General features: G+C 45.5%; 20 protein-coding genes and 1 pseudogene. 8 read left to right on the forward strand and 13 right to left on the reverse strand.

Going from position 1 to position 21,004, the window contains the following annotated elements; genetic code table 11:
• Nucleotides 1-2 precede the first annotated feature (2 nt).
• From fliH to OCV29_RS02915, 4 genes and pseudogenes are all read left to right on the forward strand, one after another.
• Complete coding sequence (gene fliH / locus OCV29_RS02900) at nucleotides 3-809, forward strand: flagellar assembly protein FliH (RefSeq protein ID WP_073603485.1); 807 nt, start codon at nucleotides 3-5, stop codon at nucleotides 807-809.
• A pseudogene (locus OCV29_RS02905) lies at nucleotides 806-2,169 on the forward strand (FliI/YscN family ATPase). The gene fliH and the pseudogene OCV29_RS02905 overlap by 4 nt, the downstream one beginning before the upstream one ends.
• Nucleotides 2,169-2,612: a flagellar export protein FliJ gene (gene fliJ / locus OCV29_RS02910; RefSeq protein WP_073603484.1), complete on the forward strand. Its 444-nt coding sequence runs from the start codon at nucleotides 2,169-2,171 to the stop codon at nucleotides 2,610-2,612. The pseudogene OCV29_RS02905 and the gene fliJ overlap by 1 nt, the downstream one beginning before the upstream one ends.
• 424 nt (nucleotides 2,613-3,036) lie before the next feature.
• The gene (locus tag OCV29_RS02915; RefSeq protein WP_073603483.1) at nucleotides 3,037-3,375 is read left to right on the forward strand and encodes a hypothetical protein; all 339 of its coding nucleotides are present in this window, start codon (nucleotides 3,037-3,039) and stop codon (nucleotides 3,373-3,375) included.
• A gap of 97 nt (nucleotides 3,376-3,472) precedes the next feature.
• Here OCV29_RS02915 and yggU read toward each other — a convergent pair whose 3' ends face one another.
• The 10 genes from yggU to metK all read right to left on the reverse strand — a co-directional run bounded on the left by yggU (nucleotide 3,473) and on the right by metK (nucleotide 10,686).
• Nucleotides 3,473-3,763 (reverse strand): DUF167 family protein YggU, encoded by a 291-nt coding sequence (yggU, locus tag OCV29_RS02920; protein ID WP_073603482.1) that lies wholly within the window; start codon nucleotides 3,761-3,763, stop codon nucleotides 3,473-3,475.
• Nucleotides 3,763-4,317 (reverse strand): YggT family protein, encoded by a 555-nt coding sequence (locus OCV29_RS02925; protein ID WP_073603481.1) that lies wholly within the window; start codon nucleotides 4,315-4,317, stop codon nucleotides 3,763-3,765. The genes yggU and OCV29_RS02925 overlap by 1 nt, the downstream gene beginning before the upstream one ends.
• A gap of 46 nt (nucleotides 4,318-4,363) precedes the next feature.
• Complete coding sequence (gene proC / locus OCV29_RS02930) at nucleotides 4,364-5,185, reverse strand: pyrroline-5-carboxylate reductase (protein ID WP_073603480.1); 822 nt, start codon at nucleotides 5,183-5,185, stop codon at nucleotides 4,364-4,366.
• Between the two features lie 86 nt (nucleotides 5,186-5,271).
• Complete coding sequence (locus tag OCV29_RS02935) at nucleotides 5,272-5,973, reverse strand: YggS family pyridoxal phosphate-dependent enzyme (protein ID WP_073603593.1); 702 nt, start codon at nucleotides 5,971-5,973, stop codon at nucleotides 5,272-5,274.
• A gap of 72 nt (nucleotides 5,974-6,045) precedes the next feature.
• Nucleotides 6,046-6,462: a Holliday junction resolvase RuvX gene (gene ruvX, locus OCV29_RS02940; protein ID WP_073603479.1), complete on the reverse strand. Its 417-nt coding sequence runs from the start codon at nucleotides 6,460-6,462 to the stop codon at nucleotides 6,046-6,048.
• A gap of 32 nt (nucleotides 6,463-6,494) precedes the next feature.
• Entirely contained in the window at nucleotides 6,495-7,058 is a 564-nt protein-coding gene (locus OCV29_RS02945) for a YqgE/AlgH family protein (protein WP_073603478.1), read from the reverse strand.
• 31 nt (nucleotides 7,059-7,089) lie between these two features.
• Nucleotides 7,090-8,046, reverse strand: a complete 957-nt coding sequence (gshB, locus tag OCV29_RS02950; RefSeq protein WP_073603477.1) for a glutathione synthase — start codon at nucleotides 8,044-8,046, stop codon at nucleotides 7,090-7,092.
• Between the two features lie 12 nt (nucleotides 8,047-8,058).
• On the reverse strand, nucleotides 8,059-8,790 hold the full coding sequence (gene rsmE / locus OCV29_RS02955; protein ID WP_073603476.1) for a 16S rRNA (uracil(1498)-N(3))-methyltransferase: 732 nt from the start codon (nucleotides 8,788-8,790) through the stop codon (nucleotides 8,059-8,061).
• 162 nt (nucleotides 8,791-8,952) lie between these two features.
• The gene (locus OCV29_RS02960; protein ID WP_073603475.1) at nucleotides 8,953-9,477 is read right to left on the reverse strand and encodes a SprT family zinc-dependent metalloprotease; all 525 of its coding nucleotides are present in this window, start codon (nucleotides 9,475-9,477) and stop codon (nucleotides 8,953-8,955) included.
• Nucleotides 9,478-9,534: 57 nt separating this feature from the next.
• The gene (gene metK / locus OCV29_RS02965; protein WP_073603474.1) at nucleotides 9,535-10,686 is read right to left on the reverse strand and encodes a methionine adenosyltransferase; all 1,152 of its coding nucleotides are present in this window, start codon (nucleotides 10,684-10,686) and stop codon (nucleotides 9,535-9,537) included.
• A gap of 382 nt (nucleotides 10,687-11,068) precedes the next feature.
• On the opposite strand from metK, the gene tkt reads away from it, so the two are divergent.
• A complete protein-coding gene (gene tkt, locus OCV29_RS02970) occupies nucleotides 11,069-13,066 on the forward strand; it encodes a transketolase (RefSeq protein ID WP_073603473.1) in 1,998 nt (665 codons plus the stop codon).
• Nucleotides 13,067-13,122: 56 nt separating this feature from the next.
• Here the strand turns inward: tkt and OCV29_RS02975 are convergent, their stop codons facing one another.
• On the reverse strand, nucleotides 13,123-14,895 hold the full coding sequence (locus OCV29_RS02975) for a hypothetical protein (RefSeq protein WP_073603472.1): 1,773 nt from the start codon (nucleotides 14,893-14,895) through the stop codon (nucleotides 13,123-13,125).
• A gap of 169 nt (nucleotides 14,896-15,064) precedes the next feature.
• Here OCV29_RS02975 and epd point away from each other — a divergent pair, with 169 nt between their 5' ends.
• The 3 genes from epd to fbaA all read left to right on the forward strand — a co-directional run bounded on the left by epd (nucleotide 15,065) and on the right by fbaA (nucleotide 18,641).
• Nucleotides 15,065-16,093: an erythrose-4-phosphate dehydrogenase gene (gene epd / locus OCV29_RS02980; protein ID WP_073603471.1), complete on the forward strand. Its 1,029-nt coding sequence runs from the start codon at nucleotides 15,065-15,067 to the stop codon at nucleotides 16,091-16,093.
• A 157-nt stretch (nucleotides 16,094-16,250) separates the two neighbouring features.
• The gene (locus tag OCV29_RS02985) at nucleotides 16,251-17,414 is read left to right on the forward strand and encodes a phosphoglycerate kinase (RefSeq protein ID WP_073603470.1); all 1,164 of its coding nucleotides are present in this window, start codon (nucleotides 16,251-16,253) and stop codon (nucleotides 17,412-17,414) included.
• A 150-nt stretch (nucleotides 17,415-17,564) separates the two neighbouring features.
• On the forward strand, nucleotides 17,565-18,641 hold the full coding sequence (gene fbaA / locus OCV29_RS02990) for a class II fructose-bisphosphate aldolase (RefSeq protein WP_073603469.1): 1,077 nt from the start codon (nucleotides 17,565-17,567) through the stop codon (nucleotides 18,639-18,641).
• Between the two features lie 76 nt (nucleotides 18,642-18,717).
• Here fbaA and serA read toward each other — a convergent pair whose 3' ends face one another.
• Both serA and rpiA read right to left on the reverse strand, forming a co-directional pair.
• Nucleotides 18,718-19,947, reverse strand: a complete 1,230-nt coding sequence (gene serA / locus OCV29_RS02995) for a phosphoglycerate dehydrogenase (RefSeq protein WP_073603468.1) — start codon at nucleotides 19,945-19,947, stop codon at nucleotides 18,718-18,720.
• A 345-nt stretch (nucleotides 19,948-20,292) separates the two neighbouring features.
• Nucleotides 20,293-20,949, reverse strand: coding sequence for a ribose-5-phosphate isomerase RpiA (rpiA, locus tag OCV29_RS03000; protein WP_073603467.1), 657 nt, complete (start codon nucleotides 20,947-20,949; stop codon nucleotides 20,293-20,295).
• Nucleotides 20,950-21,004: the final 55 nt, after the last annotated feature.

Below are 21,004 nucleotides of genomic sequence, written 5' to 3' on the forward strand. Positions count from 1 at the left end.
CAATGAAGTCAGATAAAATCATGCACCGGATGCAGGGAAACTACCGGGCCTACCGTTTTCCGCCAATGGCTCAGCCACTCAAATTGCCGGGCGAGTTGCCGGAATCTGATGACCAGTGGTTTGATGAACAGGCCGCGTTACAGGAAAAGCTTGAGGCTGGATTTCAGCAAGGTGTTCAGCAAGGTTATGATGACGGTTTGGTTCAGGGCGTTGAGCAGGGAAAACAGCAAGGGCTTCTGGAAGGGCAAAAAGAGGGATTTCAGCGTGGGTTTGTGTCCGGAGAGCAATCCGGCAAGCAGACGTTTATGGAAGCCGCCAAACCCGTTCATGATATTTATCAGACGCTTTCCCGCTGGCTTGAAGAGCGTGAACAACAGCAGCGTCATATCATTTGTGAACTGGTACAAAAGGTTGCCCAGCAGGTGATTCGTGCAGAACTGACTCTGATGCCACAACAGATATTGTCTTTAGTGGATGAAACGCTGGAAGCCATGCCCGGAAAATCTGAATCGGTGACCGTTCATCTGAATCCTCAGGATTTAGAGCGGATAAAACAGATTAATGCTGATTTACCGGAGGTATGGAAGCTGGTTGCTAATCCTGAATTACCGGCAGGCGGCTGCCAGCTGGTGACTGAAGATGCCGAAGCCGATGCAAGCTGTGATTCCCGTCTTCAGGCATGCATGGATAATGTGAAACAGCATATGCTGGAAGAAATTGCGGTTTTGCCTGAGGTGACGGAAGGTGATCACAGCGCTGAGCCCGGGATCCAGCAGGCTTCTCAGGTAGCGGAAGAGGCGGCTGAATGAGTCATTCACGGGCCCAGATCTTACTGTCTGAACGTCTGAATGAAGCGATTGCTTCACTGGATTCGGTTCCGGTTGCACGGGTGACAGGCCGTTTAGTGAAAGTGAATGGCCTGATGATGCAGGCAGTAGGATGCCGGTTCAGACTCGAGCAACGTTGTCTGGTTGAAACGGCAGAAGGGACGATGATCGAAGCTCAGGTGGTTGGTTTTGATCACAATGTGGCTTATCTGATGCCGATACGTCGTTTGGGGGGGGGCTTTTCGCGGGTGCGAAGGTTGTTCCGCTTGACGGAGACAGTACCGTTCATATCAGCCATCAGTGGCTGGGACGGGTCGTGAATGGTTTGGGTGAAGTGTTGGATGATGGCCCGGCTTTGAAAGGCGGAGAAAGAGTTTCTCTGGAAGCCAGACAGATCAACCCGCTGAAACGTCGTCCGGTCGATACACCGCTTGATGTCGGTGTAAGAACGATTAATGGTTTACTGACAATTGGTAAGGGGCAGCGGATTGGCCTGATGGCCGGGAGTGGTGTCGGAAAAAGTGTCCTGCTTGGCATGTTAACCAAAAATACCCAGGCGGATGTGATTGTTGTCGGATTAATTGGTGAGCGGGGGCGGGAAGTCCGGGAATTTATTGAGCGGAACCTGACCCCTGAAGCCCGCCGGAAAGCGATTATTATTGCGGCTCCGGCAGATGAGTCTCCGCTCATGCGTCTTCGGGCGACGTTATTGTGCCACCGGGTCGCAGAATATTTTCGTGATCAAAGTAATGATGTGCTGCTTTTAATGGATTCTCTGACCCGCTATGCGATGGCTCAGCGTGAAATTGCTTTGGCGTTGGGAGAACCCCCGGCAACCCGTGGCTATCCGCCTTCAGTGTTCGGTATTTTACCTCAGTTACTTGAACGGGCCGGCAATAGTGAAAATCCTGACGGAAGTCTAACCGCGATTTATACCGTTCTGGCCGAAGGTGATGATCAACAGGATCCGGTGGTTGACTCTGCACGGGCGATTCTCGATGGACATGTGGTGCTTTCACGGCAGTTAGCTGAGCAGGGACACTATCCTGCTATTGATTTAAATGCTTCTATCAGTCGTTGTATGACCGCTTGTTCGCATCCTTCCCATGTGATGGTGGCGAATCAGTTCCGCCATTTCTACGCTAATTATCTTCAGGTAAAGGAGTTGTTGCCACTTGGTGGATATCAGCCAGGTCAGGATCCGGAGCTGGATCAGGCTGTCGCGATGTATCCGGGACTCAAAGCCTATTTACAGCAGTCAGCCGGTGAAACAATCAGCTATCAGGATAGTCTGACAGAATTAGCGACCCTGTTTCAGGGAAATGAAGCCGGAGCAGTCTGATGGATGACTCGAAACTCAGGGCAGTTGGCAGGTTACAACAAGTCGAAGAAAAGCTGCGGGATCGGCTCGGGCAGCAGTTGGATGTGATGCGCCAGCGGCAACAAAATATGCAGGAACAGCTCGAACAGCTGGCAGATTTGAAGTCTCATTCCGGTCAGTCTGCACGTCGTGTTCCCTTATTAAACAGCGCATTACTGATGAATCTGAACCGGGTTGATCAGATGCTGCAAAAGATGCTGAGCCACCATCAGCAGGAAGAAGCGTTGATGGAGGCTGAATGCCACTCAGTACAAAAAGTACTGGCGCATAAACATGCCCGGGTAAAGGGGCTGGAGCAGGCGCTGGAGCGATGGCGTGCCCGGCAAAACTATGAAAAAGCAAGGAAGGAGCAAAAACTGGTAGAAGACATGATTAATGCCCGCTGCCGGAAACGTGATCCCTGAGATGATCAGTGCCCTTGATATATTGCTGAGGGGCTCGCACGGTGCTCTGGACAATTATCAGCAATCAGAGCTTCGCATCATAAAAAATTCATTCACTCACGTTGTTCAACAGACCCTAATCACGGCAAAATTGTCATAGAAAATTGAAATAAACTGACTGTTTATGCACTGGTCGGACCGTTTGTTTTATATATATTTTGCAATATCTTTTGTGATAAATGACAAAAAAACATATGCGACTTGTGATACTGCTCTGGAATGTTGTAAAAAATACTTGATAACCTTGGTGGTGAATATTTAATCATATCATAATTATTCTAAGCATATAAATTCATTCATTTTTGAATTTTATTTTGTGTTGACTAAATAAATTAAGAGGGTTTTCTGGTTATCTGTTGATACAGGTGCCAGATCATAATAAATAATGATGCAATTTAGCTTTAACAACGGGCTTTATAAAGCGAACCATATTGCAGGGCGTTCGCATAACTTTTTGGCGATTCGGTTATCTGACCTGAAACAGGATACGAAAGTAACGGCATTACCTGTACTGCCAAATGAAGAGCTGAGAGTTGGGGCTCTGGATGTGCTTGAGCAAGTCAGGGCCGGATTATCACTGATTAATCAGGAAGCCGGGAAAAACTACTATATTTCAGAAATCCAGTATGTTCCCTCCGATACATACTCTCCGGATATTTATCAAAAGCTGGCTATAGAATTGTTGCACAGAATTCATTTAGGTGCGGTGTTTACCACGCCCTGAACTTCTGATCAGAAAATAAGTGGAATTGGTATTACCCGGATGTCAATCAACCCCGTACTTTACATACGGGGTTTGTCATTAATGTTGGGCGGGGTGGTTATGATATCAGTGCCTGAAAAGCAGCAGGTATTTCCCCCGGAGACTGGATTCTGACCTGCTTATGTCTGCCCAGTTCTCCTTTCTCTATTTCAACCCGGCTTTTCGCTACTTTGAACTGTTTCGCCAGATATCTGGTCAGATGTGCATTAGCCTTACCGTCAACCGGCGGCGCTGTAATCGCAATTTTGACTTCTTCTCCATGAATACCAACCACATTATCCCGGCTGGCTTTCGGCTGAATATATAAATTCAGCACCACATCATCGCCATCTTTGCGAATTGCATTCATTACAGCTGACCCCAGATTGGGCCAATCAAATTCCCTATCAGAATATTGACAAACTGCAGCAGGATAAATAAAACCAGAACGCTCAGGTCGATGCCTCCCAGATCAGGCAGGATGCGGCGAATCGGTGCCAGAAATGGTTCTGTAATTTGCATAAAGACATATTCAACCGGACTGCGTCCCTGACTGACCCAGCTCATGATCGCCCTGATCAGCAGCACCCAGAACAGAAGTCCGCCGGCAGCTTTGATCAGAGCCAGCAAACTGATGTAAAAGTAGTATGGCTGGAAACTAAATGAACCAGTCGCGACAAAGACCAGCAGGACAAATTTCAGGATGCATAACACATAGGCAAACAGAACTGTTGCCAAATCGATGCTCCCAATAGATGGAATCATGCGGCGTAACGGGGCAACGACAGGCTGTGTTGCTTTAACAACAAACTGTGAAAACGGGTTATAAAAATCAGCGCGCGCGGCCTGAAGCCAGATGCGCATAATAACAGCCATGATATACAGGTTAAACAGGGTAGAGATGAGAAAACTAATCGCATTCATAAATGGCCCTTACTCTGACTGAATGACGCTTTCTGAAAGCGTTTGTTTAAAATAATTTTTCCATTTCTTCAGCGCGGCTGACTGCTGCTTGCATTGCTTTAGCCACAATTTCTGATAAATGATGTTCATTGAATGTTCTGATGGCTTCTGCCGTCGTACCGCCCTTTGAGGTGACCTGTTCCCGAAGAACAGAAAGCTCTGTATCACTGTTGACTTTGACCATCTCAGCGGCACCAATTGCTGTCTGCTGAACCAGCAGGCGAGCGGTGTCCTGATCAAATCCCTGAGCCATCGCTTCTTTTTGGATAGCTTCCATGAACAGGAAAAAATAGGCTGGTGCACTGCCTGCCGCGGCAATAATAGCATTGATTTGTGCTTCATGCTGAACCCAGCATATTTCACCAGTCGCCTGAAAAAGTTGGGTCGCAAATGTTTTGTCGTTAGCGCTGACCTGACAGGTCGCAAATAATCCACTCATGCCCCGGTTAATCAGGCTTGGGGTATTTGGCATCACTCTGATCAGATTCAGTTCAGGCTGTTTCAGCATTTCACTGATTCGGTTGCAGTTGACACCAGCAGCAACTGAAATCAACAGTTTATCTGCTAAATCAACCGATTTAAGTTGTTCGCAGACGGTTTCAAGCAACTGAGGTTTGACTGACAGAATAATGACTTCAGCCTGTTCCGCCGCCACCTGGTTATCATTTGATGTGTTGATTCCATATGTGTCAGCTAAAGGAATCAGGCGTTGATTTCCCGGTGCTGTTGCTGTGATTGCATTCGCCGGATAGTCACTGCTAATCAGACCGGCAATGATGGCTTTCGCCATATTTCCGGCACCGATAAAAGCAATTTTTCTGTGTTCCATGAAAATTCCTTTATCTGTGTTGTCTTTGTATTTGACTGTGGTTATCAATGATAGTGTTCATCGCCTGTGGCTTTTGAACACGGATATCACTTGCTGTAATTACGCGCCCCGAAAATTGCTGTACCTATTCTGACGATGGTACTTCCTGCTTCTATCGCCGCTTCCATATCACCGGTCATCCCCATCGAGAGTGTATCGGCAGACGGATACTCAGCCTGTAGTGTCTTTTGCAAAGCTGCCAGCTTTTGAAATGCTGCTAACTGCGAATTGTAGTCAGAGACATTTTCCGGAATAGACATCAGGCCTCTTAGTGTGAGGTTCGGCAATGTAGATATCTGCCGGGCAAGTGCGGCGATTTCATGCTCGTTCACACCTGATTTAGAGACTTCACTGCTGGTATTTACCTGAATCAGTACCTGTAGGGGTGGCAGGCTTTCAGGCCGCTGATCATTGAGTCTTTGTGCTATTTTTGCACGATCAACGGTATGAACCCATGAAAAATGCTCAGCAACCGGACGGGTTTTGTTGGATTGTATCGGGCCGATAAAATGCCACTCGAGTGCACTTTGCGGGTAATGACTGGCAAAATACTGTACTTTGTCAGTGCCTTCCTGCACATAATTTTCACCAAAGGCGTGCTGCCCTGCTTCCATGGCTTCAATAATGGCTTCAACGGGCTTGGTTTTGCTGACCGCCAGCAGAAGCACATGGTCTGTTCTTGCGTATTTTTCCCTCGCCTGATTTATTCGTGCCTGTAGCGTCAGGATATTGTCTTTGATTGTATTCATGATGATGTGATTGTCTGATGTCATTACCGGGTCAGTTTGTCATGTCTGGCGGGTTGAATTCAAGGGTGTGTCTCAGTGATATTCAAACCAGCTTTGGAGAATCACGACTGCCGATTGACAGTCAACATGACCTTTTTTCAGAGCACGGTAGCCGCCTTGCTCAAAAATAGTTGCTCTGGCTTCTGTTGTGGAGAGCCTTTCATCATGGAGTTCTACCTGAAGACCGAAACGCCCGTGTAAACGATTAGCAAATTTTCTGGCTTTTGGTGTGATGGTTTCGAGATCTTCTCCGTATAGGTCGGTCGGTAAACCCACAACTAACAGATCCGGCTGCCACTCTTTGATCTGTTTTTCAATATCATCCCAGTTGGGAATGCCGTCTTTGGCCTGGAATGCCTTTAATGGGGACGCGGTGGCGGTTATTTCCTGCCCGATGGCACTGCCGATACTTTTAGTACCAAAATCAAAGGCCATAATCGTTTTAGACATAAGTTCCACTCAATCTGTACTGATGAATATAGTCAGGCATGACCGGCATTTGCAGATAATTGTGCCGGAGAAATACCCAGTTTTTTTAATGCTTTGTTCCATTTTTCATGGATAGGCGTATCAAAAATAACGTCCGGGTCGGCTTCGATCGTGAGCCATGAGTTTTCTGCGAGCTCTGTTTCCAGTTGTCCGGCTTCCCAGCCGGAATATCCCAGTGCAACAATATATTTGCTTGGTTCTGCTGAAGTGCCAAGCACCGCCAGAATATCTTTTGAAGTCGTCACGGCCAAATCGTCAGTCATTTTTACACTTGATTCATAGTAATCTCCGGGACGGTGGAGAATAAAACCCCGGTCAGATGCCACCGGACCACCATTGAAGACAGGTTTTTGTAGACTCTGTGTTTGATCCTGAGGATACGCCGGTTCGACATCGACCTGTTTTAGCATGCCTTCTACAGTGATATCTATCGGGGCATTGATCATCAGCCCCATCGCACCCGATTCGTTATGCTCACATACATAGATGACGCTATGACTGAAGTAGGGATCATTTAATCCGGGCATAGCAACAAGAAAGTGATTGGCTAAATTCATGCGATTCACCTTTAAAGGTGAGGGAATTCCCTCACATTGCAAGTGCTTTGATACGGCGTTCAATGGCATCCATTAATTTACCGGTAATGGAGATATCAAAAGCAGCTTCGATTTCTTTAACACAAGTCGGGCTGGTGACGTTAATTTCGGTTAATTTATCACCGATAACATCCAGTCCGACAAAAATAAGTCCTTTTTCTTTCAGAACCGGCGCAACAGCCTGAGCAATTTTCAGATCTGTTTCACTTAACGGACGCGCTTCTCCGGTGCCTCCGGCAGCCAGATTACCACGGGTTTCTCCCTTGGGGGGAATCCGGGCCAGACAATATGGCATGGGTTCACCATCCACGATCAAAATCCGTTTATCACCATTACTGATATCGGGAACAAAAGATTGCACCATACAGTAGTTTTGTCCGTGATTGGTCAGGGTTTCAATGATCACAGATAAGTTTGGATCATTTGCCTGAACACGGAAAATTGATGCGCCACCCATCCCATCAAGTGGTTTGAGAATGATATCCTGATGTTGATCCCGAAATGATTTAATTTTTTCAGCTTTACGGGTCACGAGTGTATTGGGTGTCAGTTCCGGGAACCATGCAGTAAACAGTTTTTCGTTACAATCCCGCAGACTTTGAGGTTTATTAAGGATCAAAGCGCCGTCATCTTCTGCTTTTTCAAGAATATATGTCGCATAGATATATTCGGTATCAAACGGTGGGTCTTTGCGCATAATGACTGCATCGAGACTGGCAAGTTCAATCGTTTGTGTCGAAAGAATATCGAACCAGTGATCCGGATTATCATGCAGACGGACAATTTGTGTATCGGCAACAGCAACACCTTGTTCAAGATGTAATCCATCCATTTGGATGTAGTGAATTTCATAACCACGACGCTGTGCTTCCAGCATCATTGCAAAGCTTGTATCTTTTTTGATATTGATAGACTCGATTGGATCCATCACAACGCCTAGTTTTATCATTCTCTTTCTCCGTTAACCCAGATCGCCGAAGCGAACCTGAAGTGCGGCAATTGCCGTTAATGCTGTTGTTTCTGTACGCAGGACTCTTGGTCCCAGTATAATTTCCTGAAACTGGTGTGTCCGGGTCATCTGTATTTCTTCTGCAGTTAACCCGCCTTCCGGACCAATCAGCAACCTGATGTTTTTGACGGGTTCCGGCAGTGTATTAATCGAAAAAGCAGCTCTGGGATGTAAATTGAGTTTCAATGCGTCTGTTTTTTCAGAGCACCATGTCTCTAAAGCCATCACGGGTCTGATTTCAGGGACAATATTTCTGCCGCATTGCTCGCAGGCACCAATCGCAATTTTTTGCCATTGATTCAGTTTTTTCTCAAAACGTTTTTGATCCAGTTTGACGCCACACCGTTCCGACAATAACGGTGTTATTGTATTTACACCCAGCTCGACTGACTTTTGAATGGTGAATTCCATTTTATCCCCTCTGGAAATGACTTGCCCTAAATGCAGATCCAGCGGCGATTCACAATCATTTTTTTCAGCGGAAAGAATTGTTGCAGTGACTGATTTTTTACTGACTTCTGTCAGCGTTGCCGGGAATTCAAAACCACTGCCATCAAATAACAGGATTTCCTGACCTTCCTGCATCCGCAGTACCCGCCCTATATGGCCGGATGCATCTTCGCTCAGAGCTATCTGAAGAGAAGGCTGAAGAAGCCCGGGATGATAAATTCGGGGAATTCGCATGATTTTTTCCTGACAACCACTATGTGAATGAGTTTTATACCCAAACAATCTGAACACTGCACCTTTAGATTATTTGGGTATAAATGGCTCTACTTTATCAGACTAAATGGGCACTGGATGACTAAATTACAAGGTTTTTTGACGACTTTATATTTTCCTCACTTATGAAAGTTGCTTCCCGGTGTAAGTCAGCAATTGTTGACAATGGCGACACCGGTACGTTGCCTGTTGTCGTTCTGCTTTATTGTGTCTGCGTATGGTAAGTGCGTGTGACTGACATCCGCAGCGGTATTCAAATGTTTTTCCGGTAACGGATGTGACATTAAAGTCATGCGTTGTATCGGGGGACAGACCAAACAGGCTGGTCATGACATGCTGCCACTCTCTGCCATGAGGACGAACCTGACCATATTGAGCAAATGTGAGTAAGTGAGCCACTTCATGTGGGATCACCTGTGTGATGAATTCATGCTGATTTTCGCTAAACAGAACCGGATTCAAGCGAATTTCCCACAGCTGAAGGAAGGCTTTACCGGCAGCTTTGCCACGCAATTGATAGCTCAGTTCAGGCACATGAAAAGATGTTTTATAGTGATGTGAAGCAATGGTGATGCATTGTCTGATTTTATCAACAGCCAGTTGATGTAATTGTGGTGTGATAAGTGGGGAGATTTGTTTTAAATGCATGGCAATTGTGTCTTGAGAATCCCCTTTCGAGATGCGGGGATTCTCTGGCAAAACTGATTACAGACCTGCAAACTCACGCAACAGTTCAACTTTATCTGTCGCTTCCCACGGGAATTCATTCCGGCCAAAGTGACCATAAGCTGCTGTTTTCTGGTAGATAGGCTGTAACAGATTCAGCATTTCCTGTAACCCGTATGGGCGAAGGTCGAAGTGCTGACGAACTGCATTGACAATTACATCCTGAGTGACTTTCTCAGTCCCGAATGTTTCCACCATAATTGAGGTTGGATCGGCAACGCCGATGGCATAAGACAACTGAATTTCACAGCGATCTGCCAGACCTGCTGCAACAATATTTTTGGCAACATAGCGGGCAGCGTAAGCTGCTGAACGGTCAACCTTTGATGGATCTTTACCTGAGAATGCGCCGCCGCCATGACGGGCTGCACCGCCGTATGTATCAACGATGATTTTCCGGCCGGTTAAGCCACAATCGCCCATTGGACCACCGATCACAAAACGTCCGGTCGGGTTAATAAAGAATTTGGTCTCTTTGCTCAGCCACTCTGCTGGTAAAACGGGTTTGATGATTTCATCCATCACCGCTTCTCTGAGATCTTCAGTTGAGATAGATTCACTGTGTTGTGTTGAAAGAACCACGGCATCAATCCCAACGATTTTGCCCTGATCGTACTGAAAGGTGACCTGAGATTTTGCGTCAGGGCGTAGCCATGGGAGAGTACCGTTTTTACGGACTTCTGACTGACGTTGTACCAGTCGGTGTGCGTAAGTGACGGGAGCAGGCATTAATACATCAGTTTCGTTGGTTGCATAACCAAACATAATGCCCTGATCGCCGGCACCTTGCTCTTTCGGATCTGATTTATCAACACCCTGATTGATATCTGGTGACTGTTTTCCGATTGTGTTCAGTACAGCACAGGAGTTCGCATCAAAGCCCATATCTGAGTGAGTATAACCAATATCACGCACCGTGTTACGGGTTAACTCTTCAATATCAACCCAGGCTGAAGTTGTGATTTCTCCTCCAACCATGACCATGCCTGTTTTGACATAAGTTTCACAAGCGACACGAGCCTTAGGATCTTGCTTTAAAATTGCGTCAAGTACAGCATCAGAGATCTGGTCTGCAATTTTGTCCGGATGTCCTTCTGAGACTGATTCAGAAGTAAACAGGTGTTTTGTCATGAGAACCCCACTTAGGTTGTGAGCAAACTTGCTTTACTCAAATATTTACACGAACTCATCCCCCTGCTATGCACTCAAGCTGTTACAGCCTTTCACTTACAAGATCGTTTTGAATTATCATTCTCAGGGGACAGAAAGATGTTTTAACATCTAGACGTCTATTCTATGGAGTGAGATTTTAAATACAAGCTATTTTTGATATGAAGATGTTCAACTATTTGCTTAATCAAGAGACGTCCGCTTGGTGATTCATGAGCGTGATAGTTAAATCGGCGGTTTGAGCCATTCTTTTCCGGAGGAAATCGTTTGCACAGTTTGTAGGGCTTTGCGACAATACAGCGCGTTTTAATTTTGATTTTGCTTTACGACATTAGGAGCTGACATGTCTTCCCACAAACGTCTTGCTAATGCAATTCGTGCACTGAGCATGGATGGTGTTCAACAGGCTAATTCCGGCCACCCTGGTGCCCCAATGGGGATGGCGGATATTGCAGAAGTGCTCTGGCGCTCTCACCTCAATCATAACCCGCAAAACCCCGACTGGGCTGACCGTGACCGGTTTGTTTTATCCAATGGTCATGGCTCTATGTTGATTTATTCATTGCTGCATCTGACGGGGTATGATCTGCCAATTGAAGAGCTGAAAAACTTCCGTCAGCTTCACTCAAAAACACCGGGTCACCCGGAATATGGTTACACCGCGGGTGTTGAAACCACCACAGGTCCGCTGGGTCAGGGCATTACCAATGCGGTTGGGATGGCACTGGCTGAGAAATCACTGGCTGCGCAGTTTAACCGTGAAAACCACGACATTGTTGACCACTACACCTACGCTTTCTTAGGTGATGGCTGTCTGATGGAAGGGATTTCTCATGAAGCCTGCTCGCTGGCGGGAACCCTTGGACTGGGCAAACTGATCGCATTCTGGGATGACAATGGTATTTCGATTGATGGTCATGTCGAAGGCTGGTTCAGCGACGATACACCCAAACGGTTTGAAGCCTACGGCTGGCATGTCATCCCGGCGGTTGACGGCCACGACCCGGAAGCGATTGATGCCGCAATTCAGGCCGCAAAAGCGGAAACAGGGCGCCCAACCCTGATCTGTGCGAAAACAATTATTGGCTTCGGCTCGCCGAATAAATCCGGCTCTCATGATTGTCATGGTGCACCGCTGGGCCATGATGAAGTCGCAGCAGCCCGTGAATTCCTTGGCTGGGAACATGGTCCGTTTGATATTCCTGCCGATGTGTATGAAGCATGGGATGCGAAAGCAAGCGGTGCAGCCAAAGAATCAGCCTGGCAGGAAAAACTGGCCGCTTATGAAGCCGCACATCCGGAGCTGGCGGCTGAATTCAAGCGCCGGGTCAGCGGTGAACTGCCTGCTGAGTGGGAAGAGAAAGCCAGCGCAATCATTGCAGATTTGCAGGCGAATCCAGCCAATATCGCATCACGTAAAGCATCTCAGAATGCACTGGAAGCCTTCGGCAAACTGCTGCCTGAATTGATGGGTGGTTCAGCGGATTTGGCACCATCAAATCTGACCATGTGGTCAGGTTCGAAATCACTGACGGCTGACGATGCATCCGGGAACTACATTCATTACGGTGTGCGTGAATTTGGCATGACGGCAATCATCAACGGGATTGCGCTGCATGGTGGTTTCATTCCTTATGGCGCCACTTTTCTGATGTTTATGGAATACGCCCGCAATGCGATGCGGATGGCTGCACTGATGAAAGTGCAAAACATTCAGGTTTATACCCATGACTCTATTGGTCTGGGTGAAGATGGCCCGACGCACCAGCCGGTTGAACAAATCGCTTCGCTGCGTTTAACACCGAATATGAGTACATGGCGTCCGTGTGATCAGGTGGAATCTGCGATGGCATGGAAACTGGCGATTGAGCGTCAGGACGGTCCGACGTCACTGATTTTCTCGCGTCAGAATCTGGCTCAGCAAGCGCGGACAGCGGCACAGGTGGCTGATATCGCCAAAGGGGGTTATATCCTGAAAGACTGTGCGGGTACACCGGAACTGATCCTGATTGCGACTGGCTCTGAAGTGGAGCTGGCAGTTCAGGCTGCGGCTGTATTAACAGAAGAAGGCAAGCAGGTGCGTGTGGTTTCAATGCCGGCCACTGACGTGTTCGACAAACAGGATGCGGCGTATCGTGAATCCGTTCTGCCTTCGGCAGTGACAGCCCGTGTAGCAATTGAAGCAGGTATAGCGGACTACTGGTATAAGTATACCGGTCTGAACGGTCAGGTGATTGGTATGCACAGCTTCGGTGAATCAGCGCCGGCTGGCGAGCTGTTCAAGCTGTTTGGCTTTACGGTTGACAATGTGGTTGAGGTGGCGAAGTCTGTCCTTGGCTAAGCGTCGGATTGACTGATTTGACTTTAACCGGGCTGAGATATCTCAGCCCGGTTTTTTTATCCATCGGGTAAATTGATTTTATACAGCTTTAATCCGGATTTTCCCTGAGCTGATAGTGACAGCCATGCTGGTGCTGAATCTTGGTCAAGCCGGTTGATGAGTGAAGTTTCGTCTGATTGCTGTTTCAGCAAGTTACTGGCATTGTCATTTCCAATCAAGATGTAGTTAAAGTGATTTTCTTGCAGTAAGTGTTGATACACTGATTCTTTTTTCTCCACCAGAATCTGAATCGCAAGCGTATTTCCATTGATATTCCGGTGATAGGGAGCGGAAATAACGGCATTGTCGGTCAAAGTCAGAATAGGTGTACCTAATTCAACGGGTGCAAGAATTTTTTGCCGGGAAATCTGATGCTGTTTTAAAAAACGGACCACTTCAGGTTTATAGTTCTCTTTTGTCATCGTCAGTGTGATTTCCGGATGGAGCTGCTGGTTGAGTAAAAAAGCGCTTATCGTCATGCTGGCTGGCATACAAACTAATGCGATGATCATGCCTGCAAGCCCGGAAGGGATTTTTCTGATATACCTGACGACAAAGAAAGCCTGAAATGGCGCTGCGATAATAAAAATCAGAAAAACAGTTCTGGCTTGCCAGAAAAATGCCGGAATAATGAGTAGCAGCATCACAAGGTAAAGTTGTTTCAGCCTCTCATTGTGCCTGATGAAGAAAATCGAAAGTAAAGCAGGAATGATACTCAACAGATAGTTATGCTGACCGAATACGCCTTCTCTGTTGATGTATTCAATGATTGAAATGACTTCGGTCACTTTTGACAGCCAGAATTGATTGAGTAACGCCGGATACTGATAGTAAACCCCCGGAAATATTTCAGGTGTAAAAATCAGGATGGGGATGACGCTGATTGTGCCAATCAATACGTATTTGATGAGGCGGTTGACCGGTTGCCGGAAACCAACAGACAGCTGGCAGAATAGTGTGCCACACAGCAGGCAGAGCAGGTAAGGCCATGAGAGTGCGTCAATCTGTTTTTCTGTGAACTCAGCTATTGGGCGGTTTAGCAAACAGAAGATGAATGAAAATGCGAATGCGCTGAGACATAACGTCCGGCAGAAGCAGAGAAACCGTAAAGAGTGTGTATAGCCTCTGATGGTGAGGTATAAAAGTAACAGTCCGAAAAATATCAGATTTTCCAGACCAGTCCAGAAAGACAGAGCCAGCAGTAACCCACAAACAACAGAAGCACGGGTTGATTTACTGTCATGACGGTTCAGAGGCAGTAAGGCAATAAACCAGGCTGCGAGTAAGAGCTGGATATTATGGTGATCGATGGAACCGGGTAAGAATTTACCGATCAGGTGCGTACTTAATAAGTAAAAACAGGCCAGAACAACATAGTCATCTCCCATAATCCGTGACGTCAGTTTTGCCACGGCAATGGTGGTACCAAACAGATATAACCCCGGAACAGCGATCATTGCAATTGCATATGATGTTTCAGGTGTTGTAAAAGGTTTGATGATGAGTGAAATAAGCGCTAATGGAATATCTGGCAACCTTGACCAGTGAATCAGAACCCCATCCTGGGGATTCAACCTTGAAAGTGGCTGTAAGTACCACTCTCCCTGTTCAATCCATTGTGTGAATTGAAAATACCTCATGAAGTTATCGTTATCGTAGAGGTTCATGGCAAAGACATCAGCGGAAGAAGAAAAGATAAAAAACAGGTAGAAAACCAGATTGATCAATAAAACAAAAAGCAGCTTGTGGGTAAATGATGTTTTGGTCCGGTGGTGCTGGTTAGTTATCATCACTTCACTTTTGAGTTATGGTCAGGGACTTCTCTGAATTTCAGGGTGAACAATTGTTTGTAAAAAGAGTAGAATGAATCCGGTCTTATTTAGCTTAGTCAGCATATTGAAGATATGCTGCGTTATTTTTCAGGAATCTTTTAACTGACATTGGATGTAACTCAGAATTATGCTCAGAATTGCGATTAACGGGTTTGGCCGGATTGGCAGAAACGTACTCAGAGCTCTGTATGAGAGTGGAAAGAGTCATCAAATTCAGGTTGTAGCGGTCAATGAATTAGCAAAACCCGATGCAATGGCACATTTACTTCAGTTTGACTCCAGCCACGGGCGGTTTTTTAAGCGGGTTAGCCACGATCAGGAACATCTCTACCTGCATCATGAAAATGGGGAGTTTGACTCTGTACGCATTCTTCACCTGCCGGAAATCAAATTGCTGCCCTGGCAGGATTTAGGGATTGATATTGTGCTTGACTGCACAGGTGTATACGGCAGCCGGAGTGATGGTTTGGCGCATATTGAAGCCGGTGCCCGACAGGTTCTGTTTTCTCATCCGGGAGAAAGTGATATTGATAATACGATTATCTATGGCGTCAATCATGAAACTTTAATTCCCGAACACCGGATTGTTTCCGGTGGATCATGTACGACTAATTGTATTGTCCCTGTGATTAAAGTGCTTGATGAAGCTTTTGGCATTGATTCCGGAACGATTACAACCATTCACTCATCGATGAATGACCAACAGGTCATTGATGCTTACCATACGGATTTACGTCGCACCCGTGCTGCAAGTCAATCGATTATTCCGGTAGATACAAAGCTGCACAAAGGGATTGAACGAATATTTCCTAAGTTTTCCGATAAGTTTGAAGCTATCTCTGTCAGAGTGCCGACGGTGAATGTAACAGCAATGGATTTGAGTGTGTCGGTGAATACAAATGTGACTGTTAATGACGTAAATCAAACCATAATTGATGCTTCTCAGTGTACATTACATAGCATTGTTGACTATACTGAAGCACCGCTCGTTTCCATCGATTTTAATCATGATGCGCATAGTGCAATTGTTGATGGTTCACAAACCCGGGTGAGTAATGGGCGTTTGGTTAAAATGCTGGTTTGGTGTGATAACGAATGGGGTTTTGCCAACCGTATGCTGGATACAGCTATGGCGATGTATGCGTTGAAACCGTGATATGACGCGGTAGAATAGCTATTTATTTTTCAGAATGAAATAAATAAGATAATTCCCGGAAAAAGAAGCCCTTGAGGTAGAATTATGTGAGCTCGGCAGGGGAGCGGAGCTTTTTAATATTTTTCAATTTTAATATTACAATTTGAGAGGACTGAATATGTCTGTAATCAAGATGACGGACTTGGATCTGGCTGGTAAACGGGTATTTATCCGTGCTGACCTTAATGTACCTGTAAAAGATGGAAAAGTAACTTCTGATGCCCGTATTCTTGCATCACTGCCTACCATCAAGCATTGCCTTGAAGCGGGTGCAAAAGTTATGGTGACTTCTCACCTGGGACGCCCGACTGAAGGCGAGTATGCAGAAGAGTTCTCTCTACAGCCTGTTGTCAACTACCTGAATGATGCGCTGGATTGTGACGTTAAACTTGCAAAAGATTATTTAAATGGTCTTGAACTGAATGCTGGTGAACTGGTTGTTCTGGAAAATGTCCGCTTTAACAAAGGCGAGAAAAAGAACGAAGAACAGCTTTCTAAAAAATATGCAGCACTGTGCGATATTTTTGTGATGGATGCATTCGGAACAGCTCACCGGGCTCAGGCTTCAACACATGGCGTTGGTATGAATGCCCCTGTTGCTTGTGCCGGACCTCTTCTGGCAAACGAACTTGATGCACTTGGTAAAGCGATGGATAAACCTGCACGCCCTATGGTTGCTATCGTTGGTGGTTCAAAAGTTTCCACGAAGCTGACCGTTTTGGAGTCATTATCTAAAATTGCTGACCAGCTTGTTGTTGGTGGCGGTATCGCAAATACATTTATTGCGGCTGCCGGCCATAATGTTGGTAAATCACTGTATGAAGCTGATCTGGTTGATACAGCGAAAAAACTGATGGACGAGTGTGCAATTCCTGTAGCAACAGACGTGGCCTGTGCAAAAGCATTTGATGAAAATGCAGAAGCTGAAATCAAAAATGTCAGTGAAGTTGCTGATGATGACATGATTTTTGATCTGGGTCCTGACTCAACTGCAGCACTTGCTGACATTCTGAAAAATGCAAAAACAATTCTTTGGAATGGTCCTGTTGGTGTCTTTGAGTTTAAAAACTTTGAAGCGGGTACAAAAGGTATTTCTGAAGCCATTGCTGCATCAGAAGGTTTCTCTGTTGCTGGTGGTGGTGATACGCTTGCTGCAATTGATAAGTTCGGTATCAAAGCAGATGTCTCTTATATCTCAACAGGTGGTGGTGCTTTCCTTGAATTTGTTGAAGGTAAAGTGTTGCCTGCAGTTGAAATGCTGGAAGCTCGCGCTAAAGCATAACGGATGATGAAGACGGGAGCTAAAAGCTCCCGCTCTTGTTTACTGCACACTGATATGAGTTTTGCTAAAATGTTAATCGTTGTTAGCAAATTCTCACAAAATTCACATTTATAATTCGTTCTTATAAAACGACTAAAATAGGGTTGAACCATGTCTAAGGTCTTTGATTTCGTAAAACCAGGTGTTATATCTGGCGATGATGTTCAGAAAGTATTTGAAGTTGCAAAAGAAAATAACTTTGCACTTCCTGCTGTAAACTGTGTTGGTACAGACTCTGTCAATGCTGTACTTGAAGCGGCAGCAAAAGTTAAATCTCCGGTTATTGTTCAGTTCTCTAACGGCGGTGCAGCTTTCTTTGCTGGTAAAGGTGTGAAGATGGAAGGTCAGGGCGCTCAGATTCTGGGTGCAGTTGCTGGTGCTAAATTTGTTCACACTGTTGCGGAAGCTTACGGTGTGCCTGTCATCCTGCATACTGACCATGCTGCGAAAAAATTACTGCCATGGATTGACGGGCTGCTGGATGCCGGCGAAAAATTCTTTGCTGAAACGGGTAAACCTCTGTTCTCTTCTCACATGCTTGATTTGTCTGAAGAGTCTTTAGAAGAGAACGTTGAAACTTGTGCCAAATACCTTGAGCGTATGGCCAAAATGAACATGACAATCGAGATTGAACTTGGTTGTACTGGTGGTGAAGAAGACGGTGTTGATAACTCTGACATGGATTCCTCTGAGTTGTATACATCACCTGAAGATGTTGCTTATGCTTATGAAAAACTGAATGCAGTGAGCCATCGTTTCACGATCGCTGCTTCATTTGGTAATGTTCATGGCGTTTACAAGCCAGGTAACGTTGTTCTGACGCCAACCATTTTGCGTGATTCTCAGGCTTATGTTTCAGAGAAATTCAATCTTCCTGCGAACTCTCTGAACTTCGTATTCCACGGGGGTTCTGGCTCATCTGAAGCTGAAATTCAGGAATCAATTTCATACGGTGTGATAAAAATGAATATTGATACTGATACACAGTGGGCAACCTGGGATGGTGTTCGTCAATACGAAGCCGATAACCATGATTACCTGCAAGGTCAGATTGGCAACCCAACGGGTGATGATGCGCCGAACAAAAAATACTATGACCCTCGCGTTTGGTTACGTGCTGGTCAGGCATCTATGGTTAAGCGTCTTGAAAAAGCATTTGCAGACCTGAATGCTGTTGATGTCCTTTAATCGGTGATATCTGATTCGATAAAAAAACCGCTCTTTGTGAGCGGTTTTTTTATTGGAAAGCTTGCTACATCAGTCATTAATGAAGAATACGGGCTCTGATAGTCCCTTCAATAGCTTTCAGCTTATCGAGTGCTTCTTGCGAGCGGGCTGTTTCAACATCAATCACAACATACCCAATGTCGGCCGTTGTTTGCAGGTATTGTGCTGCAATGTTGATATCATCCTGAGCAAAGATAGTATTGATTTGGTTCATGATTCCCGGACGGTTTTCATGAATATGAAGCAAACGGGAGCAATTACGCATTGCAGGTAAAGAGACTTCAGGCATATTCACGCTGGACAACGTTGAACCGTTGTTTGAATATTTCACAATTTTACCTGCAACCTCAATGCCAATGTTTTCCTGAGCTTCCTGCGTTGAGCCACCAATGTGAGGTGTCAGTAACACATTATCAAATTTAGTCAGAGGTGATTCAAACTGGTCTGCATTTGTTTTCGGCTCTGTTGGGAATACATCAATTGCAGCGCTGGCGATGTGTCCGGATTCCAGCGCCTGACATAGTGCCTCAATATCAACCACAGTTCCGCGGGCTGCATTGATGAAGATAGAGTTTGGTTTCATGGCTGCAAACTCTTCAGTCGACATCATATTCTTGGTCTCCGGGGTTTCCGGGACGTGCAGTGTAATGACATCACATTTTCCGAGCAACTCCTGCATGGTTGAAACCTGATGCGCGTTACCAAGGGAAAGTTTACTTTCAATATCATAAAAATAAACTCTCATTCCGAGATTTTCTGCAATAATGCTTAGCTGTGTACCAATATGACCATATCCGATAATACCCAATGCTTTTCCCCGGGCTTCGAAACTATTGTCGGCACTTTTTTTCCAGATACCACGATGTGCGAGCGCATTTTTTTCCGGAATACCGCGTAAGAGCAGAAGTATTTCCCCCATGACCAATTCAGCAACGCTACGGGTGTTGGAAAATGGTGCATTAAATACAGGGATGCCTCGTTTTGCTGTTGCTTTCAGATCGACTTGGTTCGTTCCGATACAGAAACAACCGATACCAACCAGCTTTTTGGCTGCATCAATGACTTTTGCATTCAGATTGGTTCTGGAGCGGATGCCAACGAAATGCGCATCTTTGATGGCTTCAAGCAAATCTTCTTCAGATAACGAACCTTTGTGGTATTCAATATTGGTGTAGCCATCAGCTTGCAGTATCTCAAGTGCTGAAGGGTGGACACCTTCCAGAAGCAGTATTTTAATTTTGTTTTTATCAAGTGAAAAATTGGCCATTCATATCGTCCTTAATTAGAAAAAAGTAGACAATGATCTACACAAGAAAATGGTATTTATCTGCAAAGTTTGGTGTTTTTGCTTTAAGCAAACGTTTTCCTTGTGTCTTTTCTCGTCATAAAATAACAAAAAATTATGTCTTTGGGTAAGAAAATTACGTCATAAGGCATAATGAAGTTTATACAGAACAAAGACAGAGTCAGAACCTATGGTCAGACAACAGGAAATTATACTTTTTACGCTGTATTTGATGCGTATACAAGCAAATATTAATGAAATGGTTCTACGGGGGAAAAGAAAGGAGACTGGCCGTTTCAGTGCAGTGATGAACCGGCCAGATAAATTTTAGCAAATGACCTGTGCGCCATCAGGAGTACCGATGATAATGACATCTGCACCTCTGTGGGCGAAAAGTCCGTTAGTGACAACGCCTGGAATATTATTGAGTGTCACTTCAAGTGATTTTGGGTCTGTAATGTGAAGTCCGTGAACATCGATAATTATATTGCCGTTATCCGTCATGACGCCTTCACGGTAGACCGGATCGCCGCCCAGTCTTTTTATCTCGCGGGAAACCTGCTCCCGCGCCATTGGGATAACTTCCACTGGCAGTGGAAACTGGCCAAGTACCTCTACAGTCTTTGTATTATCAACAATACAAATAAATTGCTCTGAAATAGCAGCGACAATTTTTTCACGGGTCAGTGCAGCTCCGCCACCTTTAATCATGTCTTTTTCAGGGTTAATTTCATCCGCACCATCGATATAAACATCCAGCTTTTCAATGTCATTACAATCGTAAATCCGGATACCCAGCGCTTTGAGTTTTTCTGTCGATGCTACAGAGCTTGATACGGCCCCTTTGATATCATCTTTTATTGAACCAAGTGCATCAATAAAATGATTGACAGTGGAACCGGTGCCCACTCCGACAATACTGTCTTTTTTGACATACTTGAGTGCAGCCCATCCGGCTTCTTTTTTCATTTCATCCTGGGTCATTAATCGTCTCCTGATTCGTGGCATCGTTACTCATTTGAACGCCCTGGGGCTGTTT

This window comes from Vibrio aerogenes (assembly GCF_024346755.1).
In the GTDB taxonomy this organism is placed as follows: domain Bacteria; phylum Pseudomonadota; class Gammaproteobacteria; order Enterobacterales; family Vibrionaceae; genus Vibrio; species Vibrio aerogenes.

Excerpts from the sequence above, each read along its gene's own strand:
- OCV29_RS02925 (WP_073603481.1), bottom strand. The coding sequence starts at position 4,317 with ATGAATGCGATTAGTTTTCTCATCTCTACCCTGTTTAACCTGTATATC.
- rsmE (WP_073603476.1), bottom strand. The coding sequence starts at position 8,790 with ATGCGAATTCCCCGAATTTATCATCCCGGGCTTCTTCAGCCTTCTCTT.
- OCV29_RS02945 (WP_073603478.1), bottom strand. The coding sequence starts at position 7,058 with ATGAATTTAGCCAATCACTTTCTTGTTGCTATGCCCGGATTAAATGAT.
- fbaA (WP_073603469.1), top strand. The coding sequence starts at position 17,565 with ATGTCTAAGGTCTTTGATTTCGTAAAACCAGGTGTTATATCTGGCGAT.
- OCV29_RS02960 (WP_073603475.1), bottom strand. The coding sequence starts at position 9,477 with ATGCATTTAAAACAAATCTCCCCACTTATCACACCACAATTACATCAA.
- epd (WP_073603471.1), top strand. The coding sequence starts at position 15,065 with ATGCTCAGAATTGCGATTAACGGGTTTGGCCGGATTGGCAGAAACGTA.
- metK (WP_073603474.1), bottom strand. The coding sequence starts at position 10,686 with ATGACAAAACACCTGTTTACTTCTGAATCAGTCTCAGAAGGACATCCG.
- OCV29_RS02915 (WP_073603483.1), top strand. The coding sequence starts at position 3,037 with ATGATGCAATTTAGCTTTAACAACGGGCTTTATAAAGCGAACCATATT.
- OCV29_RS02985 (WP_073603470.1), top strand. The coding sequence starts at position 16,251 with ATGTCTGTAATCAAGATGACGGACTTGGATCTGGCTGGTAAACGGGTA.
- OCV29_RS02975 (WP_073603472.1), bottom strand. The coding sequence starts at position 14,895 with ATGATAACTAACCAGCACCACCGGACCAAAACATCATTTACCCACAAG.
- fliJ (WP_073603484.1), top strand. The coding sequence starts at position 2,169 with ATGGATGACTCGAAACTCAGGGCAGTTGGCAGGTTACAACAAGTCGAA.
- tkt (WP_073603473.1), top strand. The coding sequence starts at position 11,069 with ATGTCTTCCCACAAACGTCTTGCTAATGCAATTCGTGCACTGAGCATG.
- serA (WP_073603468.1), bottom strand. The coding sequence starts at position 19,947 with ATGGCCAATTTTTCACTTGATAAAAACAAAATTAAAATACTGCTTCTG.
- OCV29_RS02935 (WP_073603593.1), bottom strand. The coding sequence starts at position 5,973 with ATGAATACAATCAAAGACAATATCCTGACGCTACAGGCACGAATAAAT.
- rpiA (WP_073603467.1), bottom strand. The coding sequence starts at position 20,949 with ATGACCCAGGATGAAATGAAAAAAGAAGCCGGATGGGCTGCACTCAAG.
- ruvX (WP_073603479.1), bottom strand. The coding sequence starts at position 6,462 with ATGTCTAAAACGATTATGGCCTTTGATTTTGGTACTAAAAGTATCGGC.
- gshB (WP_073603477.1), bottom strand. The coding sequence starts at position 8,046 with ATGATAAAACTAGGCGTTGTGATGGATCCAATCGAGTCTATCAATATC.
- proC (WP_073603480.1), bottom strand. The coding sequence starts at position 5,185 with ATGGAACACAGAAAAATTGCTTTTATCGGTGCCGGAAATATGGCGAAA.
- yggU (WP_073603482.1), bottom strand. The coding sequence starts at position 3,763 with ATGAATGCAATTCGCAAAGATGGCGATGATGTGGTGCTGAATTTATAT.
- fliH (WP_073603485.1), top strand. The coding sequence starts at position 3 with ATGAAGTCAGATAAAATCATGCACCGGATGCAGGGAAACTACCGGGCC.